The sequence below is a fragment of the Mycoplasma testudinis ATCC 43263 genome, from assembly GCF_000687795.1.
GTDB classification, from domain to species: domain Bacteria; phylum Bacillota_I; class Bacilli_A; order Mycoplasmatales; family Mycoplasmoidaceae; genus Mycoplasmoides; species Mycoplasmoides testudinis.
Window position 1 is genome coordinate 1 of record NZ_JHXT01000018.1, and the last position, 24,786, is coordinate 24,786.

A 24,786-nucleotide genomic window follows, 5' to 3' on the forward strand; every position below is an offset into this window, starting at 1 on the left:
CCTGGGTTAATATGGTTTTTTAAAGAAATAGAATTTATGGATTTCCCTTTTATATATTTTGAAACCAGTTTAAACCGTTCTTTAGTTGTCCAATTTTTATTTTTTGAATTATGTTTAAGACCTTCTTCACCTAAATCTTTGTATAACTTTATTCACCGTTTCACATAAGTCATAAAAATTTTTTTGCCAACACTACAAGGTGCTTTGATCTTTTTTCCATTTTGATAGTTTAAGACGCATTTAAGTTTAAATTTGTCTGTGTATTTCATAAAAAATACCCCTTCCTAGTTTTGTCCAGGAATTGGGGTACATACCACTAATAAATTTGTTTCTTGTGTTCAATTATCTAGATTTTTGAATCATAAAAATGCAGCATTATTATTTTCAACTGCTGAGAGAATTGCCAATCCAAAAACAAAAATAACAACAAAAAGATTTACGCCAAGAAGTAATAAATAAAATCACCGCAAAAATTTATTCTGACCCGTTTGTAAATATTTGTTACGCAGAAATGAATACAAAAAAAATTTCTCTGCAGTTTTGTGGTTTGGCATAAATTAAAGTTAAATAAAGTTTCTAAATTATAGCAAAAGCAAAAGAGAGCTGTTAAGCACAAAGGACTATTTGAAACAATTTAAACTACAAGAAAACAGTTTTTTGTATTTTTCACATCAAAGCAACTTAAAACAAAGTAATTAGTTCCGAATTGAAATTGTTTCAATTCGTTCTTTAACAAGTTTTAAAGTATGTTTTAAATCAACAAAATAATTGTCATTCAAATTTGGATTCATTTTCTTGATGTAATAATAATGTAAAACGTTTTTAACAATAATCGCAATCGTCACTAAACTTGCAAATACAAAGAACATTAATAAAGCATTACCAGGATATTGAATGAGAGTGTCTGATAATAAATCATTATTAACAACACCATACGATCCACCAACTGACATATCTAATGGAGTTAATCCGGTTGTGAAATATTGAATATTGAAAATGTGAGACACAATAACGATTCAAATCATATATCCAGTCATAAACAAATATACACTAGTCATACTAGCAAAGCTGTAACGGTGTGAATAAAAGAATCAACTAAAGCCGACTACAAAAATGAAGCTGTGGTACAAGTAAAACATTTGTTGATCATAAAAAATAAATTGGGGTGTTACGTGAATGTTATTTTCGCCACCAATACCACCAAATAAAGTAACGGCGCCACCTAAAAAGGCTCACGGTGCAACAAAAGTTGCATAGTCTTTTTTACGAGACATAATTAAAGATACCGGGAAGGCCATACCTAAAAATTGGCATAACGGAGTCACGAAAACATTGCTGTATACAAAAGAATGAACTCACAATGATGTTTGCTCATCTAAATATCCGCGGTCACTCATCCCATTAAATAAATTAGCTGAAGATAAACTATTATATAAAGTTGTGATATAGAAAGGACTATTTATATCATAAGCGATAGTTTCTTGAGAATTACTACCACCTGCGGATTTTTCGATAAAGCTTCAATCTGTTGATCCTGGTAAAGTAACTGAAGGAAGGCTTAATAATGGCATTGAATTATTTTGCAAATTAGTACCACTAAAAATAGAATTTTGAACATCAAACACATAATAATTAAAATTTGTTTGTGATGTTAAATATGGCATCAATTGTTCTGATTGAGATGCTTGGCGAATAATTTCTTGATTAGCGGCTGCGCCGGTTAATCCAGCGTCATTAACAGCTTTAATAATTTCGTCATAACGATCTTTAAAGATAGCATTATAACCGCCAATTGAACCAGAAGAGGTAATTTTACTTGGATTCCAAACATAAGCAATCCCACCATGGGCTGCTGCTTGCTGAACCGCAAGGTTATATTGCGCCAATAAAACAACATTAACTAAAAAATAACCTGCAAACCAATATATTAAAAAAGCAGCGGCGAGTCCGGCTCAGACAGCATAATCTGTTTTCATCAATTTAATGCGGCGCTTAGGATGATATAGTGGAGACATAATTCCAATTGGCTTGAATCACATCTTAACCTTATTAACCTTTTTTAAATATAAGATTACGCTAATACTAATAATTGCAATAACAACCATTACTATGACTGCGACCCAGCGGCCAACTGGGGTTAATTCTTCTACTGTGTTATACGGCATTAATCTCTCCCCAAAAAATATTTCTCGTTGAACGTGAGTTAAAATTATACTCTTAAAAAAGATCTACAGCAGGATAATGCCATCATTTTCAACTGAAGTGATACCTAAAATAATTTATGAAAATTTAATCTTTAACCAATTTGATAACAAACTTACGGGATCTTCAAAGTATTTTTTTAATTCACTTAAATCTTTTTCTATATGCGATGATAATTTCAGCGAAGCAGTTTTATTTTGGTTAATTTTTTGGTTCAATTTATTTATTTTAATTTCTATTGTTAATTCACGTCTATGCAGCAAAAAATTCAGATTATCTAAATCAATCAAAAAATTATCTAACCTTTTTCATTTTTGGATATTAGAGCAATCACCAGCTAACAATAAATTGTATCGAGCCTTCTTTTTTAAAATTCGAAAATTTATTTTACTGGCATTATTAGGTTGACTTTCTTTCAGATTCGTTTGTTTTAAAATCAATTTTTGCAAGCGTGTTTGTAGGCGAGAATTTATTTTCTCAAAATGCTTTATTTGTTTATTTGAATACTGTTTTAAATAATTGGATTTAAGTAGATAAAAGTTTTTATTTAATTCATGTTTTTTGAAATCTGAACCAAGATAGTTATGGTATCAACTTTTTTTAAAGCAATCAATTCTAAATACACGATTTAAAAATCAAATCTTGAAAATAAACAATCAATTCCGTTGTATTAAAATTTGTTCATAAAGCGATCGATAATAATTAGTTAATCCTTCAATTCCCATTTTTTTAATTGCTGCGATCGCCACTAAAATACTTAATCCTCCTAAGAATAAGCAAATCAAACATACAATCCAGACAATAGTCCAATTACCAGAAATTTGAATTCCTAGAAAATGATGAATATTAATTCAAGTTTGATTATCAGCATTCAACCCAGACTGTCCGGCTATTAAACCAGCTACAATCAAACCGATTGTTTGTCCGCCATAAACTACTAGTGTAAAAATTCCTAAATGTTTCGGAGCGGTTTTAGTACCAAATAAATTGGCTGCTAAAAAGCTTGGAGTAGATGTAACCATATAAACACCCAAACCAGAAAAAGTTCCTCATAAGTAAGGTAAAACACTTGGAGCAGTTGAAGAAAACAACATCATAAAACCAGCTAAACTTAAAGTTGTTCATCCAAAACAAAATGATTTTACAGGACCAATCTTATCGTTAAAACGCCCTCCAATTAAATTCCCAAATAAACATGCAACTCCATAAACAGCTGTAATATTCAATGCTAAATTTTTGCTAATACTATCTGTTTGTGAAGAAATCAGTCCATCAGAATTAATAAAAGGATTATTTAAATTAATTAAACCATTGGTGTTTTGCTGTGCTTGCGAATCTAATATTCCCATTCCTAGAGTTAACAAAAAATAACCAATAATTAACAAATATCAATATGGGTATTTTTTTACCGAAATTATATCAACTCCAGATTCATTAGATAAATCAATACTTAAAAAAGTTTTTTTGTTATTAACTGTTTCAAAAACCGGATATGGATGGCGCACTATAATTGCAGTAACTATACTTCCAACAACTAAGGCTAATCCTCCAAATAATATAAAAATAGCTCACGGTTCACTTTTTCATTCAACAATTAAAAACTTTAACAAAGAAGAAAAAATAACTGTCCCAATACTTCCTCCCATAAAACTAACACCCAGCGCTAAACCTCGTTGTTTTGGCATAAATCAACGATTAATTAATTGTGAAATTCCTAAATTACTAAAAATGGAAATACCAATTCCCATAATAAAAACAAAGACATATAAAATAACAGCAGTTCCTGCCAAACTTTTCAAAGTTAAAAACCCGATTCCTAGGCAGGCATAAGCAATTGCTAAAATTAAAAATCCAGAAAAATAAACATGACGAGATTTTTTGCTGTGAAAAAATCACATCCCAGCAAAAGGACCGGCAGTTGCAGTTCCTAGATATAAAAAAGCAATTACTAAATTGACAAGAATAATATGGTTACTTAACCATTGTGTAAAGATATTGCTAGCAATGGCGGGTGCTATATTTTGGCTAATTCCATAAGGAATCATTTGAATAAAAAAGCAACCCAAAACAATGGCCGCCATTCACAATTTACGAATCTGTTTTGATTTCTTATTAAGTTCAATTTGATCATTGTCACTTAATTTATTTGGATCAAATAAAGCAATGGCATTAGTTTTGTATTCAGGAAATCTTAGCGATTGCTTTTTATTCAAATCCATAAAAGTTCCGTTCTCATGAGGGTATAACACATGAAATTATAAGAATAATGTAGTCATATACAAAAAACTACCACTCTAAAGGTGCTGTTATTATAATGCAAAAATAACTTTAATTATTTGAAAAGATAAAAGTTTAACAACTTTTATTAGACCAAATATTAAACCAAATATTTTTAGAAAACAAAATTAAGAAAAATCGAAAAAATATTATTTCATTTCATCCTTTTTAAGAGTTTTGATTGGCCCAAAAGTCTGCGAACTGGCCATTATTTCCATAGTATTAATATTAACTCTAGCAGGAACAGCTGCTGTAAAGTAAACAGCTGCTGCAATATCTACTGGCTTTAAACATACTTTTCCTTCGTAAACTTGGTTAGCTTTTTGGATATTTCCTTTAAAACGAATTTTTGAGAATTCTGTTTCACCAACTAATCCTGGTTCAATATTAGATACACGAATATTGTACTCGGCTAAATCTGCCCGTAAATTCATACTAAATTGTTTAACAAAAGCCTTAGTTGCACCATAAACATTACCGCCTGGGTAAGCATATGTTCCTGCAACTGAACCAATATTAATGATGTGTCCTGAGCGTTTTTTGACCATTCCCTTACTAACGATTTGAGTTAAATTGATAAGTCCGTTGATGTTTACATCAATCATTTTTTTTCATTCAATTAAATTACATTCGTATACAGGGTTTAAACCAATACCTAAACCGGCATTGTTAATAAGAATATCAATATCCACCAAAGCCATCGGTAAAGCGTTTATTGTTTTAACTAAATCAGTAAGTTTAGTGACATCTCCTTTAACTGGAAAAAAGCGATTATGATATTTTTCTGCCATGTCTTGCATTAAAGATATTCTTCTAGCAACACCAATTACAAGATAATTATTTTTCAAAAATATTTTGCATATAGCCTTGCCAATACCGACACTAGCACCTGTGACTAAAACAACTTTTTGATTTTTATAAGCCATATCAGTTCCTTAACTTAACTAATAGTTATTTCTTTAAAACATTTTGAACATAAGCAACAAAATAGGTTACTCCTATTGGTAAAGAATCATCAGCAAAATTGTATTTAGGGTTATGTACAGAAACTTGTGGACCGGTATTTACAATCCCATAAACTCCTGGGATATTTTCGACAAATAAAGGAAAATCTTCGCTTGCCATAACACTTTCTGCATCAATTATCTTATCTTTACCAAAAGTTTCCTCAGCAATATTTCTTGCTTTGAGAGTCCACTCATAGTTATTGATAGTAGGAGGCACGCCATGAACTGAGTAATTTAGTTTTAAATTTCATTTTTTTGCAGATGCATTAGCAAATGCTTTAATTTTGTCAGTAAATAATTTTCGAATATCAGCACTCTGACTCCGTAAAGTTCCTTTAACTGTAACTGAGTTTGGAATAATATTAGCAGCAGTTCCTGCGGAAATTTGACAAACAGAAAAAACAGTTCTTTCAGCGCTTGGAATAATCCGTTCACGAATTAAATAAATGCTTTGAATAAAGTCTAAAGCTGCAGGAATAGGATCATTAGCGTTTTCTGGAGCAGAAGAATGACCTCCTTTGCCAATAAAAGTAGCTTCGAAAATATCACTAGAAGCTAATAATGCTTTCCCAGGCTGCATAATAAACCCAAGATAAAAATCTTTATTAGCTACGTTTGGTTGTAATGTACTAGGAATTCCGTGTAAAGCAATAATAGAATCAAAATGATGTTTTTTTAGAATACCACCTTTAATCATTGTTTTAGCACCTTCACCCGTTTCTTCAGCTGGTTGGAAAATAAATTTAACTGTTCCTTTAAAGTTTTTTGTTTTGGCAAGATATTTTGCCGCTCCCAAACCCATTGTTATGTGACCATCATGACCACAAGCATGCATTGCTTTATTTTTAGAAGCATAAGAAGCACCAGTTTGTTCAATAATAGGAAGACCATCAATATCTGCCCGAATACCAACTGTTGGTCCCTTACCATTTGTTAAAGTTGCTACGACTCCAGTTTTTGACGTGCTTTGATCTAATTCATATCCCCATTCTTTTAAAAAGGTAATGATTTTTTTAGTAGTTTCAACTTCTTTAAGTCCGAGTTCAGGAATAGTGTGAAAATCGTGGCGGGTTTTAGTTAACCATTCACTTTCAGATTTTTTTATTTCATCAAATAATTTCATTCTGATATCTCCTAAAATAACAATGCTACTAATTGAATTTTGAATCCGTATTAGTATCTTAAATCAAGTAAATTTTTTTATTTATTTCTTTTAATTTTACAAAAACAAAAATTTTATATTTGCTATAAATTTAAAACCTCAATTATTTGCTGCTGCATAAAAAACAATCAGAAAAAAAGAAAACCAGAAATTCAAAAAAACTAACCAAAATAAATATGATAAAAAGAAATTTTGAGTATTTATTTTCATTCTTTTAAACCTGTCAATTATTTTTCATTGAAATTTTAAGCACATAAAAAAACTATCTGTTTTTTAAAGTGCTCATCCTAATAAACTTTATATATAATTAAACATTATTATTCATTCAAGGAATTTATATAGATGGAATTTAACGAAATTATTAGTCGAGTACGCAAAGCTCAAATAACTTATGCGACATATAGTCAAGCTGATGTTGACCAAATTTTTGAAAAGGTTTGTTTAGCAGTAAATAATAAGCGCTTTGAATTAAGCCAAAGTTATTTACAAGAAACCAAACTGGGGGTTTTTGAAGACCTTGCTGTGAACATTCATTATGTAAGTAAAAATGTTTACAAATTTTATAAAAACGAAAAAACCTGTGGCACTTTTTATCACAATGCTTTAACTGGTATTGATAAAACATATTCTCCCATTGGAGTTGTGGGTGCATTTGTGCCTCTGGTAAATAGTATCCCATTAATTATCTTTGAAATTTTGATGGCTTTAAAAACCAGAAACGGAATCATTATTGCACCACATCCAAAAGCCTATCAAACAAGTGTTGTGTTATTGAAAATTATCTCTGATGCTGCAGAACTAGCGGGTGCTCCTCATGGAATCATTGGTTGATTAGAAAAAGACGATGTAACAGCAAAATCTGAAGCATTGAAAGAAGGTGTTAACTATTTAATAGCAAGCGGTGACTTTGAAGTAACCAATGCAGTTAGCCAATCAGGAAAATCACATTTTATTTCAAGCCAAGCTAATACAGTTAGCTTTATTCATCCAAGTGCAGATATTTCTAAAGCAGTTTCGTCAATTGTTGAATCAAAATTATTTAATAATGGTCTATTAGAAACTGCAGAAAATATTGTCATTGTTTTGAAAGAAGACTATTCTCGATTAATCACTGAAATTCAAAATCAGGAATGCCATGTAATTTCCCGAAAAGATGATCTAGAAAAAATTTCTAAAAAACTCTTTGTGAATTTAAAAAATAAAACAACAAATCCACAAATTACTGGGCAAACTCCTCAAGTAATTGGCGATATTGTTGGATTAAAAGTTAATGCTGCAGTTAAAGTTTTGTTTGTAAGTGCAGATTACAAAAATGATAAATCTTTATTTTCTTATCCAAGGTTTGCACCAATCATCACGATTTATCAAGCAAACACAATCGATGAAGCTTTCAATATCCAACAAGAAATTTTGAAAAACAGCAATGGCCACACAGCAAGTCTATTCATCAACGAAATTACAGAAACTGATGTTATTAATCAGTTCAACGAATCAATTAATGCATCACGCTTATTAATTAATACTCCAGCGGGAATAGGAACAGTTGGATCAATTTACAATTTTCAATTACAACCGAGCGTGCTTTACGGTTGTGGAAGTTGATCAAATCAACTTACAACTGAAAATTTCCAACCTAAACATTTATTAAATATAAAGCAAACTGTGAAACGGAGAGAAGGCATGCTTTCATTACAAACCCCAACCCAACTATATTTTAAACTTGGGTCTATATCTCGAGCATTAACTGATTTACAACACCGGGGAATTAATAAAGTTATGGTAGTTACAGATTCAACTGTAGCTCACGAAAAAAGAGAAGCTTTAAAAACAGCTTTAAATGAAGCTAACATTATTTATCATACATATGCTCCCCATGATGCTTTTAGTGTACCAGTAACAATTGATACTGGAGTCAGTCAAGCATTATTATTCAAACCTGAAGCCATTTTGGGTTTTGGGACAATCGACACTATCAATTTAGCAAAAGTAATTGGTTTTCAATACAACGTTGCTTCAGGTTCTGAACACGATGTAACTAAACAACATATTCTAGTAATTTGTGTTGCTACCAATTTAGGAAGTCGAAATGAATTTGGTGATAACGCTTTCAAAATGGTTAATGATCAACGCCACTATATCAAACACGCTTCATTAATTCCTTATGCAGTGGTTGTGGATTCGCAATTTAGCCAAGATTTGAATAAGCAAGCTTACGTTGTTCAAGCAATGGAAGCATTAGCCAACGCTATTGAAGCTCATGTCAGCCTTAAAGCAAACGAATACACACAACCTAATTCATTAGAAGCAATTCGAAAATTATTCAAATGATTACCACAAGCTTTTGTCAATAACAAGCTTAATTTACAAGCTCACGACCAAATTCTAAATGCTGTTGCTTTAAGCAATAGCGTTGTTCATAATGCAAACGTTGGTTTAGCACATTCATTAAAAAAAGCTTTACAAACCGAATTTGCTTGTCCTACTGGTATTGGGCTTCGAATTTTTTTACCATATGTTATTGCCTACAATACCGCTACTGGGCAAAGATCCAAAACCAACTATAAATTCCATGATAAACCAAATACCCTTGTAGATGCTTATGCTGAAATAGCAACAGCTATTAATCTAAAAGGCACAACAGCAAACGATAAAGTAAAAAATTTAATTAATGCTTTTATTCAGTTAGGAAATAAATTAGAAGTTGCTTCTTCGCTAAAAGCCTATGGATTATTAGAAAACGAATATCAATCCAAAATCACGATAATGAGTGAACGGGCATTGGCGTTCAAAAGTTCAAATACCAACCCTCGTTCTCCTGTTTTAGTAGATCTTCAAAAAATATTGTTGGCAGCTTATACAAACGATGATTATGAAAAAATTAAACTTCCAGTAAAGTTTGAATCTGTAAAAATTGTTGAAAAAGTTCCTACAATTCACTTATTGAATGAACCTTTAACAAAACCTGAAAAAACAAAGATATCTGACAAAGAAACAAAAGTTGCAATTAAAAAACCAAAACAAAATCTGAAAAAAATTAAACAAGTTAAGACACTAAAAACTAAATCTTCTAATTTTGCTGAAACTTTTGCAAGTGAATTAGAATCAATTAATCATGGGCAAGACAAATTTGAAAATTTAAGCAATAAACCTAAAGTGATCGCTTTGCCTAAACCGGTTGAAGCTAAACAAATAAGTTTATCTCAAATTAGTCCAGCAGTTACTACAAGTAAAAAAATTGTAACCCCTGTTATAAAGAAAGTGATTGCTCCAGAAAAAAAGCCGATTGTTTCAACACCTAAACAAAAGCTAAATAAATTTGATGCACCAAGAATTAAACAAGGTAAGTTCGATGCACCGATTTTGCATTCTGACAATAATCGAAAAAATATTTACAAAAATAATAATAAAAACAATTTATTGCGATCTAAGTTAATTAAGAAATGATAGTGTTGTAAAAAACCATATGCAGTTTAACTAGCATCGCATATGATGCTAGTTTTTTTGTTTTATACTCTTATTAATTAAATATAAAATATGTCTGTTTATTAATCAAATACTAATCAATTTTTCAAAGATAAAGAAACTAAAATATGAAAACAAAAACAAGCAAATCAAATTTCAAGGTTTTGTTAACACCTGGACCTTCCAATGTTCCCGAACGTTTCCGTTCACTTAAACTGGGAGAGTTCTTAGAATATCACCGCCATTCTAGTTATTATGAATTAACACAACTAGTGGAAAAACAACTTAACAAATTATTTTTAAACAAAACCGGAAGAACAGTAATCTATTCATCTACAGGAACTGGAGCATTAAATGCAATTTTCAACAACTTCTTAAAGCCAAAAGATAAGGTTTTAATTGCAAATATTGGTTATTTTGGTGATGTAGCTGCTAATTTAGCAAGGCAAGAAAATCTAAATGTTCATGAAATTAAAGTACCTTGATCTCAGACTGTTCAACCAAAACAGATTGAAGAATTTTTGAAAAAAAACAAAGATACAAAAGCAGTCTTTGTAACTCATAGCGAAACTTCTACTGGAGCTTTAAATGACTTAAAGGCAATCGGAGAAATCACTAATAAATACAAGGTATTCTTTGGCGTAGATTCGATTAGTGGTGCCATTTTAAATCCATTAAAAATGACAGAATGGCATATTGATGCTTTAGCTAGCGCCTCACAAAAAGGTTTCAATTTGTACCCAGGTTTATCTTTTATGTCTTTCAGTGCCAAGGCATGAAAAATGCGACTAGAAAAAGAAAAAGTGGAATGATATTTTGATATTAAACGATATTTCAATTTTCCCAAAGGTTCATCAAATTTATTAGCAGCGATTCAAGCAATCCCACAAACAAGTGCTATTTCTTTAATGTTTCAATTAGACCAATCGCTAAAAGAAATTTTAGAGTTAGGACTTATTAAGCGTTGACAAAAGCAAAAAGAAATTTACCGCTATTTTGAATCAGAACTAGCTGAACTTGGATTCGAAAATCTTGTCAAAAAAACAAAAGATCGTTCTCAATCTGTTTTAGTAGTTGGACATCAACATCTCAACTTTAAAAACTTTTTAAAGGACTTAGATGAAAAAGCCAATATCATCATTGCTCCAGCTTTGGGCGAATTCAATAATCGCGGAATGAGACTGGGATTAATCCGCGAAATATCAATCCACGAAATCGATAAATTAATGAAACCAATTAAAAAATTTGTATACAAAAACTTAACAAAAGGAAACTAATATCATGAAAGATCTAAAAAGTACAATTAACGAAAAAGTTGCAGTTTTAAATTTTTCAGAAACATACTGTAAAACCTATCGTGATATCTTAAATAGTAAAATTTTCAAACGCTTAATATCCATGTTTTTAAAAAAGGAAGAAACTAAGAAAACTGAATTATTTACGTTTATTAGTAAACCCTTAAAAAAATATGATTTAACTGAAGAAATTATTCGCTTGTTTAAATTATTAACAATTTTAGATGTTCAAGAACTAAAGCAACAACATCCCATTTTTTATGAATTAGTAACTAATAAAAAAATCTTTTTAAATTTTATTGAAAGACTTTACGATTTTTGAAGGCGCTTGGAACGGTATTCGATAATTAACGGGCAAAAAATGCAAGAAGCTTTAGAAACTCAGTATTTTATTAGTGCTAACAATAATTTTGCAGATCTTGTTTTGGATTTATACCGAACAATTGAAACAAACATCCAACGTAAACCGAACGTAGTTTATCGACAATTGCGCTCTGGAGTTAACTTAGGTTTGGTAACTACTAGTGCAATCTACACACTCCCTAACGTTTACAAAGAGTTATTAAATATTTCATTAGTACAAAATGTTGTTTTAAATCCCCCTTTTATCACTTATCAAAAACGAAATAAAAGGTCTGGAATTTTTCAAGAAACAAACAAAAACCCCCTAGAAAATTTAAGTTTTGATAGCGGTGAATGAATTTCTTTACCTTTGAAAGTTGGCGATTATTTTGCAATGACATATTTTCACACAAATTTTATGGCTTTAGGCAGTGCCTTAATTAATTTATTTGAAGTTTGTTCATTAAACGAAATAAAAGACCGCCAGCCTGACTTGATTTACGTATTTGGTTATCCAAAAAATAACGAACATAAAGAAGTAAGTTATTTCAAAGACTTAAAAAACAATATTTACATCGGTTATTCCAACGCTAATATCGATATTGATTATTTTGGATATATGAAGAAGATGTTACTTACTCTTCATAATTTAAAGAAATTAGACAAAAATGAGTTACCAATCCATGGAGCAATGGCACAATTGCAATTTAAAAACGGATCGAAAGCAAATGTCGTAATTATTGGGGACTCAGGAGCAGGTAAATCCGAAACTCTTGAAGCCTTTAGAATGATTGCTAAAGATTATATTACCCAAATGACCACCATTTTTGATGATATGGGAACGTTAGTTATTAAAGGGAAAAAAATAATTGGGTATGGTACTGAAGTCGGGGCTTTTGTTCGTGTTGACGACTTGTCCAAAGGCTATCCATACGAACAAATTGACCGTTCGATATTTATGAACCCTAACGAAGAAGTAAATGCACGAATGGTTATTCCATTAACAGCATATGAAGATGTCATGCAAGGCGTTAACGTAGATTATGTTTTTCAAGCAAATAACTATGAAGACAAAAAAGGTTTTCGGATAATTGATAATTGCTCTGAAGCTATTAAAATTTTTCGTGATGGATTACGAATGGCAAAAGGTACAACATCAGAAGTTGGTGTTGTTAGCTCATTTTTTTCCAATCCGTTTGGACCAGTTCAAGAAAAAGCTAAAACTGAAAAGCTATTGAAAAAATATTTTCAATTCATGTTTGATAACCAAATTCCTGTTGGCGAGTTAAGAACCAAACTAGGAATTAAAGGTCAAGAAACTACCGGACCTCAAGAAGCAGCTAAATTACTCTTCGAATTCTTAATCAAAAACAAAAAATAAATATTATGAAATTAGTTTAACAAACTATTCAAAATAACAAAGACGAAACTATGAAAATCTTAAACACAATCAGAAAATCCGAAGGCGAATGACTAGCCAAAGTACGTCATGAATTTCACCAAATACCTGAGATTGGGTTAAACGAACATAACACGACAAAAAAGATAATTAATTATATGAAATCTTTTGGTTATGAAATTGATACATCAATATACAAAACAGGATTAGTTGCGACTTTGAAGAATGGAAAAGGTAAAACAGTTGGAATTCGAGCTGATATTGACGGTTTGCCTATTGAAGAAAAAACGGGTCTAGCTTATGCTTCGACAAATGGTGCAATGCATGCATGTGGACATGATGGACACATTACAATGGCAATAGGAGCTGCTAAGTATTTAGCAAAAACCAAAAAATTTAATGGAAATGTTAAGTTCATTTTCCAACCAGCTGAGGAAGCGTTTAATGGAGCCAAAAAATTAATTCAAAATGGCTTGTTCAAAAAACACCATTTTGATAACATCGTTGGATTGCACGGGATGCCTACATGTTTAATGAAACCAGAAACCAAAGATTATGCAATTGCTTTTTTACATGAACCAAATAAAGCATTAATGGCTTCAGTCGATGCCTTCAGTGTGAAGTTTATTGGACAAGGCGGTCATTCTTCAGCACCAGAAAATAGTATTGATCCAATTCCGGCTGCATTAGAATTTTCTCAAAGTATTTATTTGATAAGAGAAAGAATCGTTCCAAGTGTTAATAGAACTGTTTTATCAGTCTGCCAAATAGCAGCAGGAAGTGCTCATAACGTTATTCCAAATGAAGTTATCATCCAAGGATCTTTAAGAACTCAGGACGAACAAATTCGAAAATTATTCATGGAAAAAATAAGACAGTTTGCAAAATTAACTGCAAATAAATGAAATTTAAAATTCGTCTTTCAAAGCGAGGGGCTGCCACCTTTAGTTAGTGACCCTACTATTAATGACAAAGCAATTAAAATAGCAAGAGAATACCTTGGCCCTGAAAATGTATTTGACGCTGTTCAATTAATGGGTAGTGAAGACTTCCCTTTATACGGAAAACACGTGCCAACTGCGTTTGGTCTTGTCAATACAGGTAATCAAGAAATAGTTCATAATCCTAAATACGATTTTGCAGATAAAGCTTTGCCAACAGGGGTTAGTTTTTTCATTGGCTATGTTGAAAAAACCCTAAAGTAAAATAAAAAAACTTATTTTTTGTCTGGGAATATTTTCCAAAAGAAGATCTCAACGGGTCCTACATATAATGCTTTTAGCATTATAGTTGAGTTTTAAATTAATAAAAATAGCGTATTTCATAGGATTTTAACAACTTTTTAAAAAAAGACAAAAAGATTTATTTCTTGTTTGTAATAATTGCATTTAAAAAATCTTTAGATGAGAGCATTTCCTTGCTTAAAATATATCTAAGTAATCTTAAGCTATAAAGCAAGGTTTTATTTCATGAAAACTACAGACAAACATCAGAAGTTATTAATTACTGGTACATCAATTCTTTTGCCAAGCAAAACGCTATTGTTTAAAGCGAAGAATTATCGACACGCATTTAGTGAAGAACGGGTTTATACTATCATCAATGATTATCTAGATTTTAACCTACGAAAGTATTCACGCTTTTTGTATTACATGGTTGCTTTTTTATTTCGTTCTTCAAATTTTAAACATTCAACAGACATCGTTAATGGTAAACCATTATGAGTGTGATTTGTCGACATTTTTTGTTGATTTTGTTTATTCGCTTTTATTGGGTGTTTAATTGCGGGAGTAGCTCAACCAATTGTTTCGGCTTTATCCCAAACCATACATGGAGACTTTAATCAAATAGTTCACGATATCACTCAAAGCTTTGGGAATGTAACTTCTGTAGTTTTACTAATTTTTGCAGTTTTAACTTTTAGTATTGCTTTATTTTATTTACACCTCATGAGAAAAGTTGTGGCCGTTAACAAAAAGTATTTATTAAAGGATTATTTGATTTATAAAACGAGTTTTATTCTTAATTGAGAAAAATTAATAAATGTTCAAAAATCTACTAAAAAAAGATATTTCAAAAAACTAATCAAAAAAGGTAAGGTAAAAAATGTTGCACCTTTTTGTGTAATTGAAAACATGGAAATATTTGATGATAGTACACGATGAACCATCTTGCAAATTTGCAATGTTTTAAATAAACTATTTCCAGAATTTGCAATTACTTTACTGTTTAATCAAGTAACACAAGAACGATCAAAAAGATTAAATGATGTTGTTGAAGTGGATTTCAAATATTTGAAAATTCGTGATCTTTCGCCAACTGGAGTAATTCCTCTTCCCCATTAGTATTTTCTTCAAATTTATATAAACAATAATTTATTTATTAAAAAGATTAAAAAGGATAAGCAAACAGCAAACTTCGAGAAAAGATTAAAATATTTAGCAAAAGGAAAAAATACACCATAATTCATTATTCTCAAAAATCAACCAGTTAATAAAAGTTAGGTTTATTTATGCTTAAATATAAAAAATAATAACAGCATACATCTTGGCAATCGGATGCTTAAAGCATTAACTGAAATTTTTCTAATTTAAGAACAATGGAATTAATAATTCTAGATAAACGCATACGCATAATAACCAGTGTGTTAATTGGATAGATAGAAATATAAAAGATATTTAAAAAAAACTTTTATAGATTTAAATTTACTTATATAATCTTTTCAATAATATTCGTACGGAGAAATCAATAATATGAAAAAAATAAGCCTTTTAGAAACACAAAAAGCAATCAAATTTATCAAGGATTTTTTTCAAAATAGTTTTAGTAAAGAATTAGTTTTGCATCGTGTCTCGGCTCCTATTATCGTAGCTTCAGGAACTGGAATTAATGATAATCTAGCTGGATGAGAACACAGTCTAGGTTTTTCTTCTAAACACAGTGGAGTAAGTGCTGAAGTAATTCACTCTCTTGCTAAATGAAAACGGTGAAGTATTGAACGCTATGAAATCCCAATGCATGAAGGGATTTATGCAGATATGAATGCACTAAGAATTGATGAAACATTAGACGAAATACATTCTATTTATGTCGATCAATGAGATTGAGAATTAAGAATCCAACCAACCGAAAGAACACTTGATTTTTTGAAATCTGTTGTTAATCGAATTTATACAATTATACGCAAAGTTCAACTTGCAACAATTAAAAAATATGGTGATGATAAAGATTGACAATTACCTAAAAAAATAACTTTTGTTACTACTCAAGAATTGTTAGATATGTATCCAAACTTAGATACCAAAGAAAGAGAAAATGCCATTGCAAAAAAACATGGCGCAGTTTTCTTAATTGGAATTGGTCATTTATTAAGTAATGGAAAACCACATGATGTACGTTCACCAGACTACGATGATTGAAATTTAAACGGAGATATTCTAGTTTATAACCCTAAAACAGACAAGGCACTAGAATTAAGTTCTATGGGCATTAGAGTGGATGCTGCTTCGATGCGAAAACAATTAAAGCTAGCAAACGCTGAGGATCGTAAAGAATTAATGTTTCACAAAATGTTATTGTCTAACAAGCTGCCTCAAACTATCGGCGGTGGCATTGGACAAAGTCGATTATGTTATTTCTTCTTACAAAAACAACATATTGGAGAAATCCAAAGTTCAGTTTGAACTGATGAAATTAACGCGGAATGTAAAAAGAAGAAAATTACGCTGCTGTAAGAAAAAAATATCATTAACAAAAAAATCAAACCCAGATACTTACCGGGGTTTGATTTTTATTTGTAAAAACGAGTTATTTTACTTACTCATAATTTACTTACGTTCAAAACTATTAGATTGCTGATAAACTGGACATATCAACGTCAGTTTTTTGTTGAGCAGAAGCACCATATAAAGGGAATGTTTGTAATCTCATAGCAGCGGCTTTCATCATTTTAGGAAACTGAAAGATTTCTGCATTAAAAGAAGTTGCTTCACTATTGTATAGTCTGCGCGCTGCGGCAATTTCAGTTTCTAGATACTGAGTTGTTCCCATTAATTCACGAACTGTTTCATTTCCTTTTAATTGAGGGTATTGTTCAAAAGCAATATTAATATCAGAAAACATCTTACTCATATTTCCATCTAGTTTATTGACTTCGTCTTTTGAAGCGTTGTTTCCACGATATTTAGCCACTAAAGTAAACGTTTCTTTTTCGTGGTGTAAGTATCCTTTAGTTTGTTCTAATAACTTAAGTAACAATTCTCTTCTTTTTGTCAAATTAACGTCAATGTTAGAAGCCATTTCATTAATTTCCATTTGCTGTTTTTTAAATCAGTTCGCTCATTTTATAGATACTCAATAAAGAATTGAAAGCGTAACTATAATCAAAAGAAATCAACCAATTTTTTGACGAAAAGTCGCTACAACTGGTCGAACTGTATTGTCTACATTAGGGTTGAATCCCTGAGGATCACTTGCTACCCGAGTATTAACTAACATCCTTCATCCTCGTTTCAATATTTAATATTATGTGTATTTAAACTCATTTATTATACTTAATTACTTTATAAGAATTTAACTAATGGAACGGATAACGTCCAATGAAAAATATTAAATAATATTTAATGTTTAGTCAGAAGAGAGAATTTTAGCAGCAAACAAAGCGATATCATCAAGCTTATCTTGAAAATGCTTTTTATCGTAAACTAATTGATCGTATTCGTTTTCTAACTGTGTTTTTCATTTTTTTAATTTCTTTTTACTTGTCCGATCATAAATAAAACCCGGAAGAATCATAAGAAAATATAACTTACTTCTTTTAAGTAAACGCTGTGCGTTATGAACGGCAACAGGATTATCAAAATCGTTTAACTGATTAAAAAGTTCTAGACCTCTTTTATTAATCGAATTAATTTTAAGTAGAATATCTTCAAACACAAGTTCGTGTTCCAAAAGTTTTTGTTTTTTTTCAGATGAAAGTGAACGCTTTAAAAATAATTTTGACATCTTTAACTTTGATCTTGAGGCAGGATCAAACTCTTCGTTAGTATTCTCTTTTAACTCTTGTAAAGTTCAGCCAAAACATTCATAAAGTTTTAAAGCTTTATTATAGTTGCTAGACTCAACAATTTTAAGTTCATCATTATTATTGTCAATGATAGTCGATGCTGTTTGTGACTGCAAAATAAAATCTCCTTCATTTTATTTAATTACAAGAATTAAACTTAATAACTTTAGTATAAACATTCATATTATAAAAAACTATAAATTAATTAGGCGTACAACAAAACTATAGCTACGATTAAACAAATAACAACAACGAACAATAAAACGTATCAAATAAAATTGTTGCGGACTGGTTGAGTCGGTTGTTGATCAAGATATTTTTTTTGGGTCTCTTCCATTAATTCTAATTTGCGACGTTCATAATTTCTGCGACTCATATCAGAAATCTTATTCAATTGACTTTTTTTGTATTGAATTAATTCCATTCGTTTTTTATGACGTCTAGCTAAATAGGGTGTTAGAAAGCCTGCTTTAACTAATAGTGTCGCTACAATCACAACAAATAATAATGCGCCTGCAACACTAAACGAATCTAATACTAGCCTATGCAAAGCATAATGAATTATTAACGTAATAAGAATGAATAAAAAGACAAATCCGGCAAAATAGATATAAGTAAACTTATCGTGAAAAGCCATTTGAAAATAAGCTTTTAATTTAAGTCGTTTTAGTTCTCTTCGTTCGCTTTTGGTTGATTGGTTCATTTTTTAATTTGATCATCGGTTCCGTAAACAATGTGATCTTCTTTGATTTTGTGATCTGTTGGAACATTTGGATAAACTTGTTCTTTTAAGTATTCAGTTTCAAATTTTATATTTTCAAATTTTTTGTTAGCGTTTGAAATTTTAGGAACAGCTTTAAACAAATTATTTGTATATGGGTGAATTGGATTAGCATAAATTTCAGGAGTTTCACCAGCTTCCACGATTTTACCCAAGTGAATAATTTCTACACGATTGGCAATATATTCAATCATTGACAAATCATGTGCAATAAATAACATAGCAATATTTTTTTGCAAACAAAGATCTTTTAACAAATTAACAACTTGCGCTTGAATAGATATATCTAATGAAGCAATAGGTTCGTCAGCAACAACAACACTTGGTTGGGTAATTAAAGCCCTAGCAATAACGATCCGTTGACGTTGACCTCCAGAAAATTCATGAGGATAACGATATGCAAATTGTTTTAATAATCCAACGTCTTCTAGAGCGCCATAAATTTTAGACTTCATTAAAAGGCCACGTGTTCTTACAAAAACTAATGGTCACAGCAAAATATCCAAAACTGTATGCTTTCAACTATGTTCTTTGTGAATACTTGGGGCTCAAGAGTATCCAAAAAGAAGTTTTAATGAAAAAATATCTTTACTTAAATATTGTTTTTCGATTTTAAAAGACTTTAATGATTCATATTTATCTTTTAATCTGGTTTCATAAGCGTTTAAAATAGTTGCACTAATTTTTTGCTGCGATTTTCTTGTTTCGTTTTCTGAGACATAATTTTTCGCATAAAAGAGCTTGAATTCTTTATTCTTTTCAAAGAAAATCTTATCTAAATTTTTCTTTGGTTCTGTTACTTCTGCTAAATATTGTTGGTTTAGATTTCTAATCTTTGTGTCTAAAACTTTAACCTGCTTACAATTTTCAGCATGATGAGCATTAATAGTTTTTAAAATATTTTTCTTCAATTCTGCAACTTTTAAACGAGCATTTAAGTGAATTCCTGCAAAATCCGCAGATGTCTTTTGAGAGTGAATTTTTAATTTTAAAGCACGAATTTCTTCACGCTTCTTGCTGATTTCAGTTTTAAAACGATTTAAATTTGAATCATTTTTCTGTTTTCATTCAGAATCATTAAATTTAAAATTTAAAAATTTAGTTGCAAAATCAATATTTTTATCAAAGACATCATTTTGAAAATTTTCATTGTAGTATTCTTTGCTGTATTTTTGTAATTCGCCAACTATTGTTTGTGCGTCTTCAAAAGATAAATGTTGATAATTATGTTTAAAATTAGCCACAATAGAAATCATTTTATTGTTTAAGAGTTCTAAACTGTGAAATCTTCTAAAATTTTTCATTTGCATAGAATTCAAACGTTCTATTTGGTTTAGTTTTCGTTCATTTTTAAATTCATCAATGTAATTAATATAAACGTTTTTAGCATTTCTAACTAAATCTTTTTGTTCTTGAATTAAAAGTTTAAGTTCTTTTTTAGTGGTTTTTAAATTATTTTTTTCAATGAGAATTTCTGGAGCGAATTTTTTGCCTAATTTTATTTTTGTTAGTTCTTCTTGAGCACTTACTAAATGGGAATCATCATAATAAAATTCTTTTTTCAAAAATTGGTCTTGTAATTGGTAATAATAATTCAACAATTCTGATAGACCATCATACATTTGATTAATAACGCTTGTATTCAGTTTTTGTTCTTCATCTAAATATGAAAAAAGTAAATTGAAATTATCATCAGCACTTATATTCGAATCAAATTTTAATTGTGGTAAAAGTTTAGACCATCTATCAACATAAGGTTTTGCAAGACTATAAAGTAATTCTTGATTTTTAATTTCCACTTCTAAAACTTTAATAGCTAATTCTGTCTTAAAAACTTTTTTAATATTTAATCTGTTTTTAAACAATTTTTTAGTTTGTTCATGAATAATTTTATTAACTACTAAAGGTTCCTTTAAAATGCTATAAATGTTTTTTTGACCATTTAAAGCAGCGTAAGGATCTTGAAAAATAATTTGAATATTCCGGCGCATTTCACGAAGGGTCTTTCGAGAAATCCTTTTTCCAGAAATAATTTTGCCATTCAAACTAACAAAACCATTATACGATTCATATAAACGTAACAGCGCTCTACCGATTGTTGTTTTTCCACTTCCAGATTCACCAATCAAACCAACGATTTCACCTTCGTGCAAATCAAAAGAAACTCCATCAACCGCTTTGTTGATGTTTCCTTTGTTTAAGAAATATTTTTTTAGGTTTTGAATTCCTAAAACGACTCTTTTGTTATTTGTTTGATTCATCAGAAAAAACCTTCTTAAATTCGGTGAGACGACGCTTTAAAGTTTCACTTAATTCGACTTTAGGAGCGCTTGGGTGTAATAATCAAGTAGCTGCAGCATGCGTCTTGCTAATATCAATCATTGGTGGTTCTTTTTCAAAATCGATCTCTAATGCATAATCAGATCGCAATGCAAAAGGATCACCTAATGGAAGATTAGCCATATCAGGCGGTGTCCCCTTAATTGAATATAGACGATCTTCGCGATTTTCAGGGATAGCTGAAATTAAAGCTCAAGTATACGGATGTGCAGGTTCAGCAAAAATGTCATATTTGGTTCCGCGTTCAACAATTCTTCCAGCATACATTACATAAATATAATCACAGAATTTAGCAACAACTGAAATGTTATGGCTAATCAAAATAATTGAAATACCCATTTCTTGTCGAATTTGTTCAAACAAAGCTAATACGGAAGCTTGAACAGTTGGGTCTAAAGCTGTTGTTGGTTCATCGGCAATGATTAAACTAGGACGCAAGGCAATAACCATAGCAATTACTACCCGTTGTTTCATCCCACCACTCAACGCTTCTGGATAATACTCAAAAACATTTCTGGCGTTACGAATTCCAAAATTATTTAATAACCCAATTAAATATTCTTTCTTTTCATTTAATGGTTTTTTCTTTCATTCTTTATTTTGATTTAAAGAATCAAGCATTTGATTTTTAATCTTGCGGGTTGGGTTTAAGGAAGTAAGAGGATCTTGAGGGACATATCCTACTTTTAATCCACGGATGTTTTGTCACTGACGGTCGTGTTTCAATTTTGTTAAATCAATTCCGTCCAATTCCATTTTATCTGCACCATAAATTGCATTTTCGTTAATATTTAATAAAGTTTTGGACATGACAGATTTACCACTACCAGACTCACCAACAACGCCCACAATTTGCGACCTTGCAATTTTTAGATCTACACCTCTAATTATGTTAATAAAGGTTTTCCGGCGAATTTTAAAACTGACTTTCAAATTTTTTACAGAAAGCAAAATGTTATTGTCTTTTTTCTTTTCTAGGTGAATAGTCGAATTTTCTTTAATATTTGTATCAGTCATAATATTTTAAAGGGCTAAAATTAGCGAATAATTTTTGGATCAAGGGCATCGTGGACGCCAACAGAAATGAAATAAAGCGAAATTGATAAGAACACAAGAATCAACGATGGTAACAACAACATCCAAAAGTTATTACCTAATTGCTCTACAGAATCTTGCAACAACTGTCCTAAATTTGCACTATCTCTAGCATTAAAGAAACCTAAGAAGGCCAAAGAAGAAACTGCCAAAATGTTTGATGGAATCATTTGAACGTATTGGTTTGCAATCTTACCTAAAATTGTAGGTAAAGCGTGACCATAAATTAAACGAACCTTTGATGCACCAATACTACGAGATGCAGTAATAAATTCATTATCTTTAACAGTTATAATAAACAAACGAGTTCCAGTCACCGCTGCAGGCCAACTAGTAACAACTAAAATAATTCCTAAAGCAGTGTTGCTAGTTCCAAATAAACTAACAAAGATTAAAATTCAAAGGAGTGTTGGTGGGCTAGTAAAAATATCAATCAAACGCATAAACAAAGTATCAATTCATTTACCCGCATGGAAACCTAAAACGGCACCAATTGAAGCTCCAATCGCCATAGCAAACGTTGAAACAATAATCGATAAAGCAATACTTTGACCAGTTCCTACCCAGTTGTTAGTTCAAACATCATAACCATTTGCATCTGTTCCTAAGATAGTGTATGGAATTACAATTTGCGATTTTAATTGATCTAAAACAGCTTGTGGAGGAACAATCGTAGAATCAGAATTAAAACGGGCTAATAACAAACGATCTAACGAGTTTGCAAAAAAGAATTGGTAAGCATCATAACTATAAGTTTGGGAGAATGCTTGTCCTGTCACATCTTGAGCGCTAGCAACATATTGTGACAAAACACCACCAAAATAACTTGGATTTTTGTAATCATTAATACGATTTACAATATCGGGATTAGGGCTAGAAATGAACGGAGAGTATGAAGGTGGTAAGTTACGATAAAAAGGGCTAACCGACCCATCTGATACAGGAGTTACTGCAAAATATGGTGAAGTTTGTGGAATTATTATTGCCATCAAGATAATGGTAATAAAAACTGCAAAAGCAACAACTACATATGGGTTTTTGAAAAAACGTTTAAAAATTTCTGCAACTAACTTTTTTGGTCGCCCAGCTAAAGATGCAAAAGCAGAATCTTTGCTTTTGTAAAATACAATTTTCTCTTTTAAGGAGTCATTAAGTCCGTAACGTTTATTAAATTCTTGTTCAGTCATAATTACCCTCCTATCTTTGCAGTCATAGCTGCTTGGTTAATTGCATTAATATTTTTTTTACGCATCATATACGATTTAGCAAATTTTAGAACATTATATTGTGAAGCTTGAGCATATTTTATGGTTGGATCAAGTAAAACAAAAGAAACATCTACCAAAATAGTTGTAAAGATCGAAAGCGCAGTAAAGAAAACAATATTAAACATAATAATATTAATTTCGTGATTCGGGAATGATTGCACAATTACCCGACTACTACCAGGAACATTCCAGAATTGTTCAATAACAATAGAACCAGACAATAACAAGATATAACTTGGTATTAACATACTAGCCAAAGGAATTGAGATGTTTCTTAAAACGTATTTGAAAAAGATTGATCCTTTTCCAAGTCCTTTTGACTTTGCAATTAATACGTAATTTGAAGTCAACACCGTAATTACTTGGTTACGAGTATACGACGTATAAGAAGCAAGCGAGACTAAAGTCAATACGACAATTGGAGTAATCCAAGAATTAATAACCGCTTGCATTGATTGACCTGGAGTATCAAATTGTAAGAATCGAGAAGGAGCAACTTTTAAAAAGAAAGTGATAGCGATTGCAATAGGAGCAAGGATAAATGAAGGTAAAGCAATAAAGAAAACGACAAAGAAATTAATTCCTGTGTCTAGAATTTTTCCACGCTTGTAACCAGCAAATACTCCTAACATTATTCCTAAAATAGAACTAACGATAAATGATGGTAAAACAATGATTGTTGTATATCTTAGGTTTCCAAAAAATAATGCGGGAATATTTCTTTGACCAAGCAAATTAGCAGGATTAAAAACTTGACCAAATGGTTGTTGTGGGTCAAAAATACTTTGAACAAAATAGCCAAATCTGGTAAGTACATTTTCAGGAATCCGATTTGTTGCTGTGGAACCTGGAGCTAAGAAGTGAGCTCGAATCGAGTTTTGAACAGCATTATCAATTTCTGAAGTCGTTCTTGGCGGAGGTACTTCACCTGGTGGGATAAAGAAAGGATTATCCGAAAATAAAGCAACTAAAATGTATACCACAAAGATGATAATAATCAAAGTTATTATTGCGAAGCCTATTCTTTTAAGAATATAAGTAAACATTTGTAAATAGAAATCCTCTTTTCGAAGAATAGTGTTTTTATTTAT

19 protein-coding genes are annotated in these 24,786 nt (G+C 30.8%); 6 read left to right on the forward strand and 13 right to left on the reverse strand.

Annotation, left to right across the window (positions count from 1 at the left end; all coding sequences use genetic code 4):
* From T384_RS0104535 to T384_RS0104560, 6 genes are all read right to left on the reverse strand, one after another.
* The coding region (locus tag T384_RS0104535; RefSeq protein WP_027120019.1) for a helix-turn-helix domain-containing protein at nucleotides 1-269 on the reverse strand (269 nt) is incomplete at its 3' end.
* Between the two features lie 15 nt (nucleotides 270-284).
* Nucleotides 285-470 (reverse strand): hypothetical protein, encoded by a 186-nt coding sequence (locus T384_RS0104540; RefSeq protein ID WP_156933138.1) that lies wholly within the window; start codon nucleotides 468-470, stop codon nucleotides 285-287.
* Nucleotides 471-695: 225 nt separating this feature from the next.
* Nucleotides 696-2,165 (reverse strand): DUF5378 family protein, encoded by a 1,470-nt coding sequence (locus T384_RS0104545; protein WP_027120021.1) that lies wholly within the window; start codon nucleotides 2,163-2,165, stop codon nucleotides 696-698.
* Between the two features lie 114 nt (nucleotides 2,166-2,279).
* Nucleotides 2,280-4,421 carry an MFS transporter gene (locus T384_RS0104550; RefSeq protein WP_027120022.1) on the reverse strand — a complete coding sequence of 714 codons (2,142 nt, stop codon included), beginning with the start codon at nucleotides 4,419-4,421 and terminating at the stop codon, nucleotides 2,280-2,282.
* Between the two features lie 207 nt (nucleotides 4,422-4,628).
* On the reverse strand, nucleotides 4,629-5,405 hold the full coding sequence (locus tag T384_RS0104555; RefSeq protein WP_027120023.1) for an SDR family NAD(P)-dependent oxidoreductase: 777 nt from the start codon (nucleotides 5,403-5,405) through the stop codon (nucleotides 4,629-4,631).
* A 25-nt stretch (nucleotides 5,406-5,430) separates the two neighbouring features.
* Entirely contained in the window at nucleotides 5,431-6,609 is a 1,179-nt protein-coding gene (locus tag T384_RS0104560) for a M20 metallopeptidase family protein (RefSeq protein WP_027120024.1), read from the reverse strand.
* A 381-nt stretch (nucleotides 6,610-6,990) separates the two neighbouring features.
* Between T384_RS0104560 and T384_RS0104565 the strand changes: the two genes are divergently transcribed.
* The 6 genes from T384_RS0104565 (at nucleotide 6,991) to asnA (ending at nucleotide 16,880) form a co-directional block, all read left to right on the forward strand.
* Nucleotides 6,991-10,095 carry an aldehyde dehydrogenase family protein gene (locus tag T384_RS0104565; protein WP_027120025.1) on the forward strand — a complete coding sequence of 1,035 codons (3,105 nt, stop codon included), beginning with the start codon at nucleotides 6,991-6,993 and terminating at the stop codon, nucleotides 10,093-10,095.
* Between the two features lie 143 nt (nucleotides 10,096-10,238).
* Nucleotides 10,239-11,387: a pyridoxal-phosphate-dependent aminotransferase family protein gene (locus T384_RS0104570; protein ID WP_027120026.1), complete on the forward strand. Its 1,149-nt coding sequence runs from the start codon at nucleotides 10,239-10,241 to the stop codon at nucleotides 11,385-11,387.
* Between the two features lie 4 nt (nucleotides 11,388-11,391).
* A complete protein-coding gene (locus tag T384_RS0104575) occupies nucleotides 11,392-13,128 on the forward strand; it encodes a phosphoenolpyruvate carboxykinase (ATP) (RefSeq protein ID WP_027120027.1) in 1,737 nt (578 codons plus the stop codon).
* Between the two features lie 50 nt (nucleotides 13,129-13,178).
* Nucleotides 13,179-14,351, forward strand: coding sequence for a M20 metallopeptidase family protein (locus tag T384_RS0104580; protein ID WP_027120028.1), 1,173 nt, complete (start codon nucleotides 13,179-13,181; stop codon nucleotides 14,349-14,351).
* Between the two features lie 264 nt (nucleotides 14,352-14,615).
* The gene (locus tag T384_RS0104585; RefSeq protein ID WP_027120029.1) at nucleotides 14,616-15,491 is read left to right on the forward strand and encodes a hypothetical protein; all 876 of its coding nucleotides are present in this window, start codon (nucleotides 14,616-14,618) and stop codon (nucleotides 15,489-15,491) included.
* 408 nt (nucleotides 15,492-15,899) lie between these two features.
* Complete coding sequence (gene asnA, locus T384_RS0104590; protein ID WP_027120030.1) at nucleotides 15,900-16,880, forward strand: aspartate--ammonia ligase; 981 nt, start codon at nucleotides 15,900-15,902, stop codon at nucleotides 16,878-16,880.
* Nucleotides 16,881-16,992: 112 nt separating this feature from the next.
* Here the strand turns inward: asnA and T384_RS0104595 are convergent, their stop codons facing one another.
* The 7 genes from T384_RS0104595 to T384_RS0104625 form a co-directional block, all read right to left on the reverse strand.
* Entirely contained in the window at nucleotides 16,993-17,643 is a 651-nt protein-coding gene (locus T384_RS0104595) for a LemA family protein (protein ID WP_027120031.1), read from the reverse strand.
* Nucleotides 17,644-17,772: 129 nt separating this feature from the next.
* Nucleotides 17,773-18,327 carry a hypothetical protein gene (locus T384_RS0104600; protein ID WP_027120032.1) on the reverse strand — a complete coding sequence of 185 codons (555 nt, stop codon included), beginning with the start codon at nucleotides 18,325-18,327 and terminating at the stop codon, nucleotides 17,773-17,775.
* A gap of 89 nt (nucleotides 18,328-18,416) precedes the next feature.
* Nucleotides 18,417-18,914 (reverse strand): DUF3899 domain-containing protein, encoded by a 498-nt coding sequence (locus T384_RS0104605; protein ID WP_027120033.1) that lies wholly within the window; start codon nucleotides 18,912-18,914, stop codon nucleotides 18,417-18,419.
* Nucleotides 18,878-21,253 carry an ATP-binding cassette domain-containing protein gene (locus T384_RS0104610; protein ID WP_027120034.1) on the reverse strand — a complete coding sequence of 792 codons (2,376 nt, stop codon included), beginning with the start codon at nucleotides 21,251-21,253 and terminating at the stop codon, nucleotides 18,878-18,880. The genes T384_RS0104605 and T384_RS0104610 overlap by 37 nt, the downstream gene beginning before the upstream one ends.
* On the reverse strand, nucleotides 21,237-22,349 hold the full coding sequence (locus tag T384_RS0104615; RefSeq protein ID WP_052663557.1) for an ABC transporter ATP-binding protein: 1,113 nt from the start codon (nucleotides 22,347-22,349) through the stop codon (nucleotides 21,237-21,239). The genes T384_RS0104610 and T384_RS0104615 overlap by 17 nt, the downstream gene beginning before the upstream one ends.
* Nucleotides 22,350-22,369: 20 nt before the next feature.
* Nucleotides 22,370-23,614: an ABC transporter permease gene (locus tag T384_RS0104620; protein WP_027120036.1), complete on the reverse strand. Its 1,245-nt coding sequence runs from the start codon at nucleotides 23,612-23,614 to the stop codon at nucleotides 22,370-22,372.
* Nucleotides 23,615-23,616: 2 nt separating this feature from the next.
* On the reverse strand, nucleotides 23,617-24,741 hold the full coding sequence (locus T384_RS0104625; protein WP_027120037.1) for an ABC transporter permease: 1,125 nt from the start codon (nucleotides 24,739-24,741) through the stop codon (nucleotides 23,617-23,619).
* Nucleotides 24,742-24,786 lie beyond the last annotated feature (45 nt).